This window comes from Corynebacterium jeddahense (genome assembly GCF_028609865.1).
Lineage (GTDB): Bacteria > Actinomycetota > Actinomycetes > Mycobacteriales > Mycobacteriaceae > Corynebacterium > Corynebacterium jeddahense.
Map to the genome: position 1 here is coordinate 1,727,320 of NZ_CP063194.1, position 14,059 is coordinate 1,741,378.

Sequence of the window (14,059 nt, forward strand, 5' to 3'; positions counted from 1 at the left end):
GTCTGTTACGCCTTCCTGCCGGCGAGCGCGCGCCGCATTTCTTCTCTGTCGTCGAAGTGGAGCTTGCGGTCGCCCACCAGCTGCCCCACCTCGTGGCCCTTGCCCACGACGATGATCGCGTCGCCGGGGCGCGCCCACGCCACGAGCGCGTCGATGGCCTCGCCGCGCGGGCCGATCTCCACAATCTCGGCGCCGGTGCCGGCGCCGCGCGCGCCCTCGAGGACCGCCGCGCGGATCGCGGCGGGGTCCTCGGTGCGGGGGTTGTCGTCGGTGACCACGACGTAGTCCGCGCCCTTCGCGGCCTCGGCGCCCATGAGCGGGCGTTTCGACGCATCCCGGTCGCCGCCGGCGCCGACGGCGACGCCGATGCGTCCGTCGACCTGGCCGCGCAGCGTGGACAGCACCGCCCCGATCGCGGCCGGCTTGTGGGCGTAGTCAACGACCGCGACGAAGGGCTGGCCCTCGTCGATGCGCTCCATGCGCCCCGGCACCGCGGCGCGCTCGAGCCCGGCGAGAAACGCGTCGAGGTCGACGCCGGCCACCTCGGCGACGCCCGCCGCGAGCGCCGCGTTGGCGACGTTAAAGGCGCCCGGCATCGGCAGCGCGAACTCCCGGTCGGGCCCCGCGCCGTGGAGGCGGACGTGCTGGGTGCCGGAGGCGTCGATACGCACGAGCTCCGCGGTGATGTCCGCCTCCCCGCGGGTGGCGACGGTGACCGGGGACTCGGCGAGCGCGGCCATGCGCTGGCCCCACTCGTCGTCGACGCAGACGACGCTGCGGGCGGCGCGGAGCTCGCTCGCCGGGTCGAAGAAGAGGGCCTTGGCCTGGAAGTAGTCCTCCATCGTCGGGTGGAAGTCCAGGTGGTCCTGCGAGAGGTTGGTGAACGCGGCGACGTCGAACTCGGCGCCGGTGACGCGGCCGAGCATGAGCGCGTGGGAGGAAACCTCCATGACCACGTGCGTCACGCCCTCGTCGCGCATGTGCGCGAAAAGCGCCTGCAGCGTCGGTGCCTCGGGCGTGGTCAGCTCGGTGGCGATGTCGCGGCCCACGATCTTCGTGCCCGTCGTGCCGATGAGCCCCACCTTGCAACCTGCCGCGGTCAGCTCGCGCTCGAGCATGTACGTCGTCGTGGTCTTGCCGGACGTGCCCGTCACGCCGAGCAGGGTGAAGTCGCGCGATGGGTGCCCGTAGATCTCGGCGGCAACGTGGCCAAGCACCGCGCGCACGTCGTCGACAACGAGGACGGGGCGGCGATCCGACGTCTGCTGGATGATGGCGAGGCCGTCTTCGTCGGTGAGGACCGCGCCGGCGGCGGAGTCGAAGGCGTAGCTCGCCCCGTGGACGCGGGTACCGGGCAGCGCGGCGAAGAGCCCACCCGGTTCGACCTGCGACGAATCGAGGCCGACGAACGTTACGGGCACCTCGCCGGCCGGGGCGTTGACGACGCGCGCGCCCGCCAGCTCGGCGAGGCGCTGCAGCGTTGGCGTAGGCGTTGGCATAGCGGTTCCTTCCATTTATTGGGCCTGCAGCACGTACGGCTCGGCGGGCGGGCTCAGCGGGACGTTCTCGCGACTGAGCATCCAGCTCGCGATCTGGCGGAACACCGGCGCGGCGGACTGCCCGCCCGTGCCGCCGTGGAGGACGCCACGCTGGGGCTCGTCGAGCATGATGGCGACGACGAAGCGCGGGTTGTCCGCCGGCGCGATCCCGGCGAAGGTGATCCAGTACGCGCTCTGCGAGTACGCGCCAGTCTCCGGGTTCACCTTCTGCGCCGTGCCGGTCTTGCCGGAGAGCTGGTAGCCCTCGAGGCCGTTGCCCTGCGCGGTGCCGGAGTTGACGCCGGTGGGGTCCTGCTGGAACGCGGAGCGGAACATGTCCACGGTGGTGCGCGCCGTCTCCGGGGACACGACGCGGGTGTGCTTCGGCTCCTCGCGCGGCAGCTCTTCGCCGTCCGGGCCGGTGACCTTCGCGATGATGCGCGGCTCGATGCGCTCGCCGTCGTTGGCCAGCGTCTGGTACACGCTCGCCATCTGCAGCGCGGTCCAGCTCATGCCCTGGCCGATGGGCAGGTTGGCGAAGGTGCCGCCGGACCACTGCTCGATGACGGGCAGCAGGCCCTCGGACTCGTTCGGCAGCTCAATGCCGGTGGCGGAGCCGATGCCGAAGCGCTGCAGGTAGTCCCAGTAGCGCTCCTCGCCGAGGCGCTGCGCGAGCTGCAGCGTGCCCACGTTCGAGGACTTTCCGAAGATGCCGGCGGTGGTGTACGGCATCACGCCGTGCTCCCACGCGTCGCGCACGGTCACGCCGGCCATGTCGATAGAGCCGGGCACCTGGTGCACCTCGCTCGGGTCCGTAAGCCCCTGGTCGATCGCCGCCGCGGCGGTGATCACCTTCGCCACCGAACCTGGCTCGAACGGGTGGGACACCGCGGGGTTCTCGAAGTCCTTGCCCTGCTTGATTTGCTTTTCGACGTCACCGTTCGGATTGATCGTGTCAGTGTTCGCCATCGCGAGCACCTCGCCCGTGTGCGCGTCGAGCACCACCGCCTCGGCCTGCTTCGCCAGCGAGTTCGCCTTCGCCTGCTCGAGCACCTGCTGCACGTACGTCTGCAGGTTGAGGTCGACGGTGAGCTCGACGCGGGAGCCGCCAACCGCGGGGACGACGTCGCGCAGCGTGCCCGGGATCGACTGACCGTCCGCCGAGACGTCCTCGGTGGAGCGTCCGTCGATGCCGTTAAGGTCCGCGTCCCGCGACGCCTCGAGGCCGAACTGGCCCTCCCCGTCCGCGGACACCTTACCCACGATGTTCTCCCCCACCGCGCCGTTCGGGTACTGGCGGATGTCCTGGTGGTCCGCGGCGATGCCGTGGAACTTCTCCGTCACCTTCGCGGCGACGTCCGGGTCCACGTTGCGCACAAGCACCTCGTAGGTCGTGTCGGCGTGGAGCTTGTCCAGGATCTCCTTCGCGCTCACCTTGCCAACCTGCGCGGTCGGCTCGCCCGACGCGTTGTCGCCGCTCGACGTGACCTCGCCGTCGCCGATCATGCCGGGGATTTCGTTGGCCATCGTTCGCAGGGTGTCCTCGACGCGGGCGTCGACCTGGGCGGCGATGTCGTCGGCCGAGAGGCCGTCGATACGCATCTGCAATTCCTGCTGCTCTTTGAGTTCCTCGCGTAGCTGCACCGGCGAGACGGTCAGCGAGCGTGCCTGCATGGTGTAGGCGAGCTTGTTGCCGTCCCGGTCGACGATGTCGCCGCGGCGCGCGCGGTCGACGTAGGTGCGGCTGCGCTGCTCGTGCGCCTGGGCGCGCAGCTCGTCGCCGATGACGACCTGAACCCAGAACAGGCGGCCGATGAGCAGCGCCGCCACCGCGAGGAAGATGAGGGCGAGGACGTAGACGCGCCGGCTCGTGATGTTCTGCTGGCCGCGGGGTGCGCCGGAAGATGCAGAGCGCGCTGTACTACCCACGTGCGTTCGCCCATCCTTTCTCCGGCGGAAATACTTGCTCCATCATGCACCGCGTGACCGGCCCCGCGGTGGTGCCACGCGGGCTACGGCCGGGCGGCCGCGTTGGACTGGTACGGCGCGACGTTCGCGAACTGCTGCGGCGCGGGCTGGGCCGGCTGGCCCGGCTGGTTCGCGCCGAGCGTGCGGCCGCCCGGGCGCTGCGTCAGCGAGTCGCCCAGCTCGCTCGTGGCCTTGTCGTCGCTCGACGCGCGGGCCTTGCCGATGGCGTCGCCGTTGACGTCCGCGAGCTTTGCCGACGCCTCCGGGTTGAACGGCTGTCGTTCCTCGGCGTGGCCCTCCGCGTCGACCGTGACGATGCCGGGCTCGGCGGGCACGACCATGCCCGCGGCCTCCGCCCGCTCCGCGATGTGCGCGGCGGAACGGCGCTGCTCGAGGTCGCGGTTGAGCGACTCCACCTGGTTCGTCAAGTCGCGCTCCTGCGATTGGAGCTGCTGGATGGTGAAGGTCTGCGAGGTGGCCACGCCGGAGAGCACCATCGCGAGCGCAATGCCGACGAAGAGCAGCGGCAGCGCGATCTGCGAGAGCGAGGAGAAGCGCGACTGCGCCTGCGGCGTCGACGCCACGCGGCGACCGCGGACGGACACAACCTGCTGGGAGCCCAGGCGGCCGCGGGCCTTGGGGTGCGGCACGTGGGGCTTGACACCCGGCATCGGGTGCTCGGTGCGGCGCGGCGTGCGCCCCGGCGCGCGGGTGTCCGTCGCGGGGCGGACGGCGGTGCGGGTCTGTCGTGCCATGGCTAGTGTCCTTTAGCGTGGTTGGGAGGTGGGGCGGAGTTTTTCGATGCAGCGCACCCGAACCGGCGCGGCGCGAGGGTTGCGCTCGATTTCCTCGGCGGGCGCCTTCTCCGCGCCGCGCGTCACGGTGCGGAAGGCCGGCTCCGTGCCGGGCAGGTCGAGGGGCAGGCCGGCAGGGGTCTTCGACGCGGTGAGGTCGGCGAACGCGGCTTTGACGATCTTGTCTTCCAGTGACTGGTAGCTCATGAACACCGCGCGCCCGCCGACGCCGAGCAGGCCGGTGATCACGGGCACGACGTTCTCCACGGCCTCGAGCTCGCGGTTCACCTCGATGCGCAGCGCCTGGAAGGTGCGCTTCGCGGGGTGGCCGCCGGTGCGTCGGGTCGCAGCGGGGATCGTGTCGTAGAGCAGCTCCACGAGCCGGCCGGCGCGGTCGAACGGCTCGCGCTCGCGCTCGGCGACGATCGCGGAGGCGATCTTGCCGGCGAAGCGCTCGTCGCCGTATGTCTTCAGCACGCGCGCGAGGTCACCGTGGCTGTAGGTGTTGAGCACCTCCGCGGCGGTGATCCCGGTCGTGGGGTCCATGCGCATGTCCAGCGGCGCGTCTCCGCGGTAGGAGAAGCCGCGCTCCTCCTGGTCCAGCTGCATGGAGGACACGCCGAGGTCGAACAGGGCGCCCGCGATCCCGCGCTCGCGCGCGGTGTCGAAGACGGGGCCGTCGTTGTTTGCGATGGCGTCGCCGACGGCGTCGAAACGCATCTGCACTGGGGTGAAGCGCTCACCGAACGGCGCGAGGCGCTCGGACGCCTGGGCGAGCGCGTTCGGGTCCCGGTCCACGCCGATGACGCGGGCGTCGGGGAAGACGGTGAGGAAGTGCTCGGTGTGGCCGCCGGCGCCGAGGGTGCCGTCGATGAGCACGGCGTCCGCGCCGAACCGCTCGACGGCCGGCGCGAGGAGCTCGGCCATGCGGTCGCGCATCACGGGAACGTGGCCGTGAGGGTCGTCGGCGAGCGTGTGGTGCGCCATGTCCGATCCCTCCGTTTGCCTAACGATCCTGAAGTGGTGTGGTGCGATTGCCGTGCGTCCCAGTGCGGGGAGCGCATAGAGCCCTGCCCGGGGCGGCTGTTCTGATGTCGGGGAAGTACACCAGAACGCTTCTCGCCCCGGACAGAGTCCGTACACGCTCTCCTGTGCCGCCTGCCGCGGGGTAGTCAGTCCTACAGCAGACCGGAGAGAATGTCGTCGTCGTCCGCCGCGGAGAACGCGGCTTCCGTCTCTTCTTGATACTTATTCCAGGACTCGAGGTCCCAGATCTCGAGAAAATCCACCGAACCGATGACCACGCATTCCTTCGACAGGTTTGCGTACTCCCGGTGCGCCGGGGACAAGGTGATACGCCCGGAGCCGTCCAGCGTCTGCTCATCCGCACTGGCAGCCAGATTGCGGATGAACGCGCGCGCCTTCGGGTTCGTGCGCGACGCCGCCGCGGCCTTGCGGGCGCGGGAGGCGAACTCGTCGCGGGGGTACACCGCGAGCGAGTGGTCTTGCCCCTTGGTCACCATCAACCCGTCCGCGAGGTCCTCTCGGAACTTCGCGGGCAGCGTCAAGCGACCTTTGTCGTCGAGCTTGGGAGTGTAGGTTCCCAGAAACATCCGGCGACCTACCTTCCTTCACCTTTGGACTGTTGGCTATGGAGTTCTCTCGGCTTCGTTCCACGGTGTGCACGTAGTCAAGATGCACACCACTTCACTCCGCTGTCGCCCACTTTAACCCACTTTCCCCCACATCCGCCACATTCCGCGCGAAAAAGTGGGGGCGTGTCGGCGTTTTTGCTGATCACATGGGTAGTTTTGGCGTGGGGGAAGTACCCGAGCTCCGGAGCCACACGCATCCCACGGGACATGTTCCGCCCCACACGCCGCTCCATTTCCGGGTCCGTGGCGTGCGCGGGACCCCTCGCACCGACCAGTGGGCGAGAGTGGGGCGCCGCAGTGGGGCGAAGTGGGGCACGAAAAAAGCGCCTGCCCACGTGTGGGCAGGCGCTCCGCTGGGGCGGGACGCTACTGGCGGTCCTCAAACCTCCTGCGGAAGCTCTCCTCCATGCTCGCGCCGCGCTGCGAGCGCTGCTGGGCGGGCGCCCGGCGCGCCTGCGGGCTACGCGCGGATGCCGGGGTGCACAGCGCCATGACGCCGCCGAAGAGCATTACCGCGAAGCCAGCGATACTGAGGAGCACAGTCCACGTGCTCCACGACGCGAGCGCGACGCCGCCGAGCAACATGACGATGCCGAGCACGATGAGGGCAAAGCTGCGCATGGTCAGCCGCCCCGTCTGCGGCGCGGAACTCATCCCCGTCTCGGTAGCAACAGTGCTGCCGAACTGGGGGTCCTCCGCGAACAGCGACTGCTCGATCTCGCGCAGAGCGCGCATTTCCTGCTCTGATAGCGACACTGCTCTCACTCCCGTTCCCAGCTGTTCGGCGGATCTCTTCCGCCGGTCACAACAACTGTATAACGGCACGGGCCCGGCAGTTGTTCCCCTCCTCCCCTCCGGGCTACGCCGCCAGCGCCCCCGCCTCGGGCCGCGCCTCGAACAGGAACGCCTCAGCGTGGCCGATGAGCTCGAGCACGACGGCGGCGCCGGGGTTGGTCTCGATTCCAGAGGCGACCCTGCCCCGCTGCGCGGAGTACGCCGCGAACCGCTTCGCCCACGTGGCACCCTCCTCACCCGTGAGCGCCAGTTTGTCCCAGGCGCTTGTGGGCAGCCGCTTGCGCTTGCGCAGTGCCGGCGAGCGGCTGCACCACGCGCCGGCCACCCGCAGCGCCGCGCGGTAGGCATTTTCCATCGCCAGGTCGTAGCTGCCCTCCTCGAAGTCGCCGTGCGCCTGCGCGAGGAGCGCCTCGGCGGTGTCGAGGAACTGCTCGCCGCGCGAGACGGCCGCACCCGCGCCGTACGTCTTGCCCGTGGTGGCGGAGATGACACTGTGCATTGTTCTTCCTTTCGTTGCCCGCTCGCGAGCGGGGTGACGTCCTTTCTGAATGCCCGCACCATAAAACAGCCGTTCGACACCACCCCGGAGACATGCGAACATACGTTCTATATCTCCCGTTTCCTCCCGCCCCGCGCCCCAACGTGATTCGATGGTGAGGTGACCGTTTCCATCCAGCGCCTCTCCCCGGCCGAGTTCGCCATGCTCGCCCCGACGCTTGTCGATATCTATATGGAGGCGATGGGCTACGCGCCGTCGATACGCACCGGGCGCATCCGCGTGTGGAAGGGCGAGGTACGCTCCCCCGGCTTCACCGCGCTCGCCGCCGTGGACGACGGCGTTATCGTCGGCGTCGCGTACGGGTTCATCGGCACGCGGGAGCGCTGGTGGGACCGCCAGCTCGTGCGCGCGATGCACGAGCTGGGCGGCCCCACGCAGCGCGACCGCGAGATGCTTGCCGACTACTTCGAGGTGGCGGAGATCCACGTCTCGCCGTCGTACCAAGGCCGGGGCATCGGGAAGCGCCTGCTCACCGAGCTGCTGCGCGCCGCGCCGACGCGCTGGGCGCTCCTGTCAACCCCCGAGGTTGCCGGCGAAGCGAACAACGCGTTCCGCCTCTACCGCGCGTTCGGGTTCACGGACGTCGCCCGCAACTTCCTCTACGACGGCGACTCGCGCCCGTTTGCCATCCTCGCGCTCGACCTCGCGGGCGCGCAGTATGGTTCCGCGGGCGCACAGTAGGGTTGTGGGGGTACAACAACGAGGCGAGGAGCAGCACACGTGGCAGAACAACTTCGGCCAGAACAACTGGGGCTCGACGCGATCCCCGGGGCGGTAGAACGCAACCTCGCGGCGTTCTTCGAGGACAGGGCCGAGGCGGTCGCCACGATCGGCGAACCCGTCGCCGAGGCCGTGGAGTACCTCCGGGCGTTCGTCCTCGAAGGCGGCAAGCGGATGCGCCCGAGCTTCGGCTGGGTGGGGTTCGCCGGCGCCGGCGGCCTGGCCAAGGGCGACGAAGACCCCGACGCGGTACTGCGGGCGATGAGCTCGCTCGAGCTCATCCAGGCGTGCGCGCTCGTCCACGACGACATCATCGATGCCTCCGACACCCGGCGCGGCCACCCGACGGTCCACCGCGCCCTCGAAGCGGACCACCGCGAGCGAGGGATGCGCGGCAGCGCGGCGGCCTACGGCGTCAACGCGGCCATCCTGCTCGGCGACCTCGCGCTCGCCTGGGCCGAGGACATGTGGCGCTACTCCGGCGTCTCGCTCGCCGCGCTCGAGCGCGCCGCGGAGCCGTGGGTGGGGATGCGCACCGAGGTCATCGGCGGCCAGCTGCTCGACATGATGCTGGAGAGCCGCGGCAGCGAGTCGGCGGAGCTAGCGGACCGGGTCAACCGGTTCAAGACCGCCGCCTACACCATCGAGCGCCCCTTGCACCTCGGCGCGGCACTGGCCGGCGCGGACGACACGACGATCGAGGCCTTCCGCGGCTACGGGCGCGACATCGGCATCGCCTTCCAACTCCGCGACGACCTGCTTGGTGTCTTCGGCGACCCGGCCGTCACCGGCAAGCCCGCGGGCGACGACCTGCGCGAGGGCAAGCGCACCGTGCTTTTCGCCACCGCGCTCGAGCTACTCGACGAGCACGACCCGTCCGCCGCGCAAGAGCTGCGCGACGGCATCGGCCAGGTCAGCGACCCGGCAGGCCTCGCCCGCCTCGCGCAGCTCATCCGCGACAGTGGCGCCGAAGACGCCGTGGAGGCCCGCATCAACGAGCTCACGGCCTCGGGCCTGCGCCACCTCGACGGGGTCGACGACGACGCGGCGCAGGCGCTCACCGCGCTCGCCCGCAAGGCCACGGACCGGCGCATGTGATGCGGGCAACCCCCACGACCGTAGGCGTCTACGCGTGCGCCCTCATCGCCATCGGCTCGTTCGGCGCCGGCGCAACGCGTTACCGCGGCGGCCTCATGCGCGAGGTGGGCCTCGAGCAGCTCACGTACGGCCACGGCCGGGGGCTCATGGACACTTCGCTCACCGCGGGCATCGTCGCGCTCGTCGTCTGCTGGGTGTGGCTCTGGCGCACCCGCCCAACGGCTGCCGAGGTGCGGCGCGCCGTCGTGGCGTGGGCCGCCCCGCTCGCGCTGAGCGCCCCGATCCTGTCGCGCGACGTCTACTCCTACCTTATGCAGGGCGCGATGCTGCGCGACGGTTTCGACCCCTACACCGAGGGCGCGGCCATCAACCCCGGCCCGTACCTCTGGGAAGTCTCCCACGACTGGCGCAACACCACCACCCCGTACGGCCCGCTCCACCTCGGCATCGGCCGCGCGGTGACCACGCTCGTCGGCGACAACGTCACGGCGGGCGTCATCGCCTACCGCTGCATCGCGCTCGCCGGCTTCGCGCTCATCGCGTGGAGCGTGCCCCGCATCGCGCGCGCCGTCGGCGGGGACCCGGGGCTCGCGCTCTGGCTCGGCGTGGCCAACCCGGTCATGCTGCTGCACCTCATCGGTGGCATGCACAACGAGGCGGTCATGGTCGGCCTGGTCAACGTCGGCCTGCTCGCCTGCCTGCGCATGCGCCGGTGCACGCCGGGCATCGCGCTCATCGCGCTCGCCGTCTCGCTCAAGGCCACCGCGGCGGTGGCCCTCCCCTTCGTCGTCTGGCTCATGGCGAAGCGCCGCGGCAAGTGGCTGAGCATCCTGCCGTGCGGCGCCTGGGCCGCCGCCGTCACCGCCGCCGTGCTCGAGGCGGTGACGTGGGTGTGCGGCTCCTCGTGGGGCTGGGTGGAGCAGCTCTCCGGCAACTCGAAGGTGATCAACCCCCTCGCAGGCCCCACTCTGGCCGCGGAGCTGCTCACCCCGTTGCTCCAGCTTTTCGACGATACGTTCCGCTACAACGCCGTCCTCAACGTGACCCGCGCGGTGTGCAGCGTGCTCATGCTCGCCGGGCTCGTCGCGGTGTGGTGGATCTACCGCCCGCGCGAGGGCCGCGAGTACGGGCGCGACGCCGTCGCCGGCACCACGGCCGCGTACGCCGTCGCGTTCGCCACCAACGCCGTGACGCTGCCCTGGTACTACGCCTCGATCATCTCGCTCGCTGGCGCGTTCCGCCCCCCAGTGTGGGTGCAGCGGATCACCGTCGGGGCGTCGATAATCGTCGCCCTCGCGTTTCAGGGCAGCGGCAACCACCGCCTTTACTCGGTGTGGTTCCTCGCCGCGGCGGCAACCGCCGCCGTCGTCGCGGTGCAGTGGATCGCTAGAACGCCATCGCCTGCGCGCGACGGATCACTTCCCGCGCCTTCTGGCCGTGGAGCGCGTCCACGGGGCGCCCGGGCAGCGAATCGTCCGGCGTGAAGAGGAAGGCGAGGATCTCGTTGTCGTCGAAGCCGCCGTCCGACAGCACCGTGATCGCGCCCGAGACGAACTTGCTCAGGCCGTCCTCGCCCAGCAGGCGTTCGGGGATGAACTTCTTGCCGTCCTTGACGTAGACCACGAGCTTGCGGGCGCCGACGTAGTCGTGCACCTTCGTCACCGGCACGCCGAGCGCTTCCGCGGCGTCGGGGAGGGCCAACAGGGTTTCGTCGCTAAGCAATTGCTCGAGATTCGTTTGTGCGCTCACGGTCGGCGATTCTACCCTTGAGCCCATGGCAACCTTGAGCGCAGGCACGACCCTCGACGGGCGCTACGTCGTCGACCGCGCTATCGCGCGCGGGGGCATGGCCACCGTGTACCGCTGCGTGGACATGCGGCTGGGGCGCGAGGTGGCGGCGAAGGTGATGCACGAGCAGTACGTCCACGACGAGGTCTTCCGCGAGCGCTTCCGCCGCGAGGCCCGAGCGATGGCCCAGCTCAGCCACCCAAACCTGGTCAACGTGTACGACTTCTCCGCCGCCGGGGACGAGGTCTTTCTCATCATGGAGCTCATCACCGGCGGCACCCTGCGCGAGCTGCTCGCCGAGCGCGGGCCGATGCCCCCGCACGCTGCGGCGGCGGTCATGCGCGGGATGCTCACCGGGCTTTCCGTGGTGCACGACAAGGGCATGGTCCACCGCGACATCAAGCCGGACAACGTGCTCATCGACACCTCGAGCCTGGTGAAGCTCTCCGACTTCGGGCTCGTGCGCGCCGCCGCGGACGCGACGCAGTCGACGGACCAGATCGTGGGCACCGTCGCCTACCTCTCCCCCGAGCAGGTCGACGGCAGCCCGCTCACCGCGGCCTCCGACGTGTACTCCGCCGGCATCGTCCTCTTCGAGCTGCTCACCGGGCACACCCCGTTTACCGGCGAGACGCCGCTCGCCCACGCCTACGCGCGCCTGCGCACGGACGTGCCCGCGCCGTCATCGAAGATCGCCGGGGTGCCCAAGCTTTTCGACGAGCTCGTCGCCACCGCCACCGCCCGCCAGCCCGCGGACCGGTTCCGCGACGCCGCTGACTTCCTCGCCGCCCTCGACGACGTCGCCCGTGAACTCGGCCTGCCCGATTACACGGTGCCCGCGCCCCGCAACGCCGCGGCGCACCGGGCCGCCGAGCACCCGACGACCGTGCGCGCGGCGGGCGGCGCGGCCGGCGCCGCGGGTGGCGCGGGCGGTGCTGCGGGCGCTGCGAGTGGCGCGGGCGGTGCTGCGGGCGGCGCGGCCGAGCAGCGCCTCTTCCCAGGCGACGAAGCACCGACGCGTGTCGCCCCCGTGGCCCGGCCGGCGCAGGGGCAAGAACGTTCCGCCGCGCGCAGCCAGTGGCCGGCGGCCGCGGCGCGTGCGGGCGGTGCGGCGGGTGCGGTGCCTGGCGCGGCACCCGCTGCGGCTGCGCCTCGGCCCGTGCCCGCACAGCCACCCGCCGCGTCGCGGCCGCCCGCGCCCCGGCGCGCCGTGCGGCCGGTGTCGAACCGCTCCCCGCTCGGCGTTGCGCTGTACACGCTGCTCGCGATCGTCGCCGTCGTTGCCGTCGCGGTCGGCGCGTGGTGGTTCGGCTCGGGGATGTACGGGGAGCTGCCGGAGATCGTCGTCCCCCAGCAGTAGCGCGCAAAACCGGCTACCAGGGACCGGCTTACCGACGAAAAACGGTGCGGTAGCCGGTTCCAAGTAGCCGGTTTTGCGGTGGACGGGGGCCCGCGGCGCGTTCGCGCGGGCGCCGACGCTAGTAGCGTCTGCCGTCGCGGTCGGCGCGTGGTGGTTCGGCTCGGGGATGTACGGGGAGCTGCCGGAGATCGTCGTCCCCCAGCAGTAGCGCGCAAAACCGGCTACCGGGGACCGGCTTACCGACGAAAAACGGTGCGGTAGCCGGTTCCAAGTAGCCGGTTTTGCGGTGGACGGGGGCCCGCGGCGCGTTCGCGCGGCGGACGGGGCCCGCGGAACGTTCGCGCGGTGGACGGGGGCCCGCGGCGCGTTCGCGCGGCGGAGCCGTCGCTAGTAGCGCAGCATCTCCGCGACGAGGAACGACAGCTCGAGGGCCTGCTCGGTGTTCAGGCGCGGGTCGCAGGCGGATTCGTAGCGGCCCGGCAGGTCGACGTCGGTAATGTCCTGCGCGCCGCCGAGGCACTCGGTGACGTTTTCGCCCGTGAGCTCGATGTGGATGCCGCCCGGGTGCGTGCCCAGCTCGCGGTGGACCTCGAAGAACCCCTGCACCTCGTCGATGATTTTGTCGAAGTGGCGGGTCTTGTACCCGTTGGAGGAGGTGAACGTGTTGCCGTGCATCGGGTCGGACTGCCAGACCACCTTGTGGCCCGACGCCTCGACGGCGGAGACGATACCGGGCAGCACGTCGCGGACCTTGTCGTGGCCCATGCGCGCCACCATGGTCAGGCGGCCCGGCTCGCGCTCCGGGTCGAGCTTGTCAGCGTAGGCGACGGCCTGCTCTGGCGTGGTGGTGGGGCCGAGCTTGAGGCCGATCGGGTTGCTGATCAGCGCGGCGAAGTTGACGTGGAAGTCGTCGATGCCGCGGGTGCGCTCCCCGATCCAGAGCTGGTGGGCGGAGAGGTCGTAGAGCTTCGTCTCGCCCGCGGCATCGGTGGCCAGGCGCAGCATGGCGCGCTCGTAGTCCACGAGCAGCGCCTCGTGGGACGCGTAGACGTTGGAGGTGCGCAGGTTGTTGTCGCTCACACCGCAGGCGTCCATGAACGCGAGCGAGCGCGAGATCTCGCGGCTGAGCGCCTCGTAGCGCGCCCCGGCCGGCGAGTTGGACACGAACTCCTTGTTCCAGTCGTTGATGTGGTGCAGGTCCGCGGTGCCGGAGGCGGTCAGGGCGCGCACGAGGTTCATCGCCGCCGACGAGTTCGCGTAGGCGCGCACCATGCGGGCCGGGTCGTGTCGGCGCGACTCGGCGGTGGGCTCGACGCCGTTGACGATGTCGCCGCGGTAGTTCTGTAAACCGTTGCCGTCGAGGTCAGAGGAGCGCGGCTTCGCGTACTGGCCGGCGATGCGCGCAAGCTTGACCACGGGCATCGATGCGCCGTACGTGAGCACCGCCGCCATCTGCAGAAGGGTGCGCACGTTCGCGCGGATGTGGGGCTCGGTGTTGGACTCGAAGGTCTCGGCGCAATCTCCGCCCTGGAGGAGGAACGCCTTGCCGAGGGCGACGTCGGCAAGCCTGGCCTTGAGCTCCTCGACCTCCGGCGCGAGGACGACCGGGGGCACCGACTCGAGGATCTTGCGCACGTACTCCGCCTGCGCCGGATCCCACGACGGCTGCTGCTTCGCGTCGCGCGCGATGACGTCCTGGAACTTGGCGTTCAGGTCGCCCGGCAGTGGGGGCAGGTCGGGCAGCACGTCTTTGGGAATATCTATCGTCCAACTCACCCCTACAG

Annotated in this window: 13 protein-coding genes and 1 pseudogene; 5 read left to right on the forward strand and 9 right to left on the reverse strand. The window is 70.5% G+C overall.

Annotated elements, in window-relative coordinates; all coding sequences use genetic code 11:
- Positions 1 to 5: 5 nt before the first annotated feature.
- The 7 genes from CJEDD_RS08380 to CJEDD_RS08410 form a co-directional block, all read right to left on the reverse strand.
- On the reverse strand, positions 6 to 1,499 hold the full coding sequence (locus tag CJEDD_RS08380; protein ID WP_042407879.1) for a UDP-N-acetylmuramoyl-L-alanyl-D-glutamate--2,6-diaminopimelate ligase: 1,494 nt from the start codon (positions 1,497 to 1,499) through the stop codon (positions 6 to 8).
- Positions 1,500 to 1,514: 15 nt separating this feature from the next.
- Positions 1,515 to 3,413: a peptidoglycan D,D-transpeptidase FtsI family protein gene (locus tag CJEDD_RS08385; protein ID WP_052333823.1), complete on the reverse strand. Its 1,899-nt coding sequence runs from the start codon at positions 3,411 to 3,413 to the stop codon at positions 1,515 to 1,517.
- A 137-nt stretch (positions 3,414 to 3,550) separates the two neighbouring features.
- Positions 3,551 to 4,261, reverse strand: coding sequence for a cell division protein FtsL (gene ftsL, locus CJEDD_RS08390; protein ID WP_052333822.1), 711 nt, complete (start codon positions 4,259 to 4,261; stop codon positions 3,551 to 3,553).
- A gap of 12 nt (positions 4,262 to 4,273) precedes the next feature.
- Positions 4,274 to 5,287: a 16S rRNA (cytosine(1402)-N(4))-methyltransferase RsmH gene (rsmH, locus tag CJEDD_RS08395; protein WP_042407873.1), complete on the reverse strand. Its 1,014-nt coding sequence runs from the start codon at positions 5,285 to 5,287 to the stop codon at positions 4,274 to 4,276.
- Between the two features lie 191 nt (positions 5,288 to 5,478).
- Complete coding sequence (gene mraZ, locus CJEDD_RS08400) at positions 5,479 to 5,913, reverse strand: division/cell wall cluster transcriptional repressor MraZ (RefSeq protein WP_042407870.1); 435 nt, start codon at positions 5,911 to 5,913, stop codon at positions 5,479 to 5,481.
- A 408-nt stretch (positions 5,914 to 6,321) separates the two neighbouring features.
- Positions 6,322 to 6,690: a DUF3040 domain-containing protein gene (locus CJEDD_RS08405; RefSeq protein WP_232297726.1), complete on the reverse strand. Its 369-nt coding sequence runs from the start codon at positions 6,688 to 6,690 to the stop codon at positions 6,322 to 6,324.
- A gap of 124 nt (positions 6,691 to 6,814) precedes the next feature.
- Positions 6,815 to 7,249, reverse strand: coding sequence for an SAV_6107 family HEPN domain-containing protein (locus CJEDD_RS08410; RefSeq protein ID WP_042407864.1), 435 nt, complete (start codon positions 7,247 to 7,249; stop codon positions 6,815 to 6,817).
- 159 nt (positions 7,250 to 7,408) lie between these two features.
- On the opposite strand from CJEDD_RS08410, the gene CJEDD_RS08415 reads away from it, so the two are divergent.
- From CJEDD_RS08415 to CJEDD_RS08425, 3 genes are read left to right on the forward strand one after another with little or no spacing between them, the layout of a single operon-like run.
- Entirely contained in the window at positions 7,409 to 7,990 is a 582-nt protein-coding gene (locus CJEDD_RS08415) for a GNAT family N-acetyltransferase (RefSeq protein WP_042407862.1), read from the forward strand.
- Positions 7,991 to 8,029: 39 nt separating this feature from the next.
- The gene (locus tag CJEDD_RS08420; protein ID WP_042407859.1) at positions 8,030 to 9,127 is read left to right on the forward strand and encodes a polyprenyl synthetase family protein; all 1,098 of its coding nucleotides are present in this window, start codon (positions 8,030 to 8,032) and stop codon (positions 9,125 to 9,127) included.
- Positions 9,127 to 10,611, forward strand: a complete 1,485-nt coding sequence (locus CJEDD_RS08425) for an alpha-(1->6)-mannopyranosyltransferase A (protein ID WP_273657474.1) — start codon at positions 9,127 to 9,129, stop codon at positions 10,609 to 10,611. Before CJEDD_RS08420 ends, CJEDD_RS08425 begins: the two co-directional genes overlap by 1 nt.
- Here the strand turns inward: CJEDD_RS08425 and CJEDD_RS08430 are convergent.
- Positions 10,514 to 10,876, reverse strand: coding sequence for an Rv2175c family DNA-binding protein (locus CJEDD_RS08430; RefSeq protein WP_415857860.1), 363 nt, complete (start codon positions 10,874 to 10,876; stop codon positions 10,514 to 10,516). The genes CJEDD_RS08425 and CJEDD_RS08430 overlap by 98 nt on opposite strands.
- A 25-nt stretch (positions 10,877 to 10,901) precedes the next feature.
- Here CJEDD_RS08430 and CJEDD_RS08435 point away from each other — a divergent pair.
- Both CJEDD_RS08435 and CJEDD_RS08440 read left to right on the forward strand, forming a co-directional pair.
- Positions 10,902 to 11,798: pseudogene (locus CJEDD_RS08435) on the forward strand (protein kinase domain-containing protein); the annotation flags it as partial.
- Positions 11,799 to 12,348: 550 nt separating this feature from the next.
- A complete protein-coding gene (locus tag CJEDD_RS08440; protein ID WP_269745005.1) occupies positions 12,349 to 12,483 on the forward strand; it encodes a hypothetical protein in 135 nt (44 codons plus the stop codon).
- A gap of 179 nt (positions 12,484 to 12,662) precedes the next feature.
- On the opposite strand, the gene CJEDD_RS08445 is transcribed toward CJEDD_RS08440, so the two are convergent.
- Positions 12,663 to 14,051 (reverse strand): class II 3-deoxy-7-phosphoheptulonate synthase, encoded by a 1,389-nt coding sequence (locus CJEDD_RS08445; protein ID WP_042409627.1) that lies wholly within the window; start codon positions 14,049 to 14,051, stop codon positions 12,663 to 12,665.
- Positions 14,052 to 14,059: the final 8 nt, after the last annotated feature.

Excerpts from the sequence above, each read along its gene's own strand:
- CJEDD_RS08380 (WP_042407879.1), bottom strand. The coding sequence starts at position 1,499 with ATGCCAACGCCTACGCCAACGCTGCAGCGCCTCGCCGAGCTGGCGGGC.
- ftsL (WP_052333822.1), bottom strand. The coding sequence starts at position 4,261 with ATGGCACGACAGACCCGCACCGCCGTCCGCCCCGCGACGGACACCCGC.
- rsmH (WP_042407873.1), bottom strand. The coding sequence starts at position 5,287 with ATGGCGCACCACACGCTCGCCGACGACCCTCACGGCCACGTTCCCGTG.
- mraZ (WP_042407870.1), bottom strand. The coding sequence starts at position 5,913 with ATGTTTCTGGGAACCTACACTCCCAAGCTCGACGACAAAGGTCGCTTG.
- CJEDD_RS08405 (WP_232297726.1), bottom strand. The coding sequence starts at position 6,690 with ATGCGCGCTCTGCGCGAGATCGAGCAGTCGCTGTTCGCGGAGGACCCC.
- CJEDD_RS08410 (WP_042407864.1), bottom strand. The coding sequence starts at position 7,249 with ATGCACAGTGTCATCTCCGCCACCACGGGCAAGACGTACGGCGCGGGT.
- CJEDD_RS08425 (WP_273657474.1), top strand. The coding sequence starts at position 9,127 with ATGCGGGCAACCCCCACGACCGTAGGCGTCTACGCGTGCGCCCTCATC.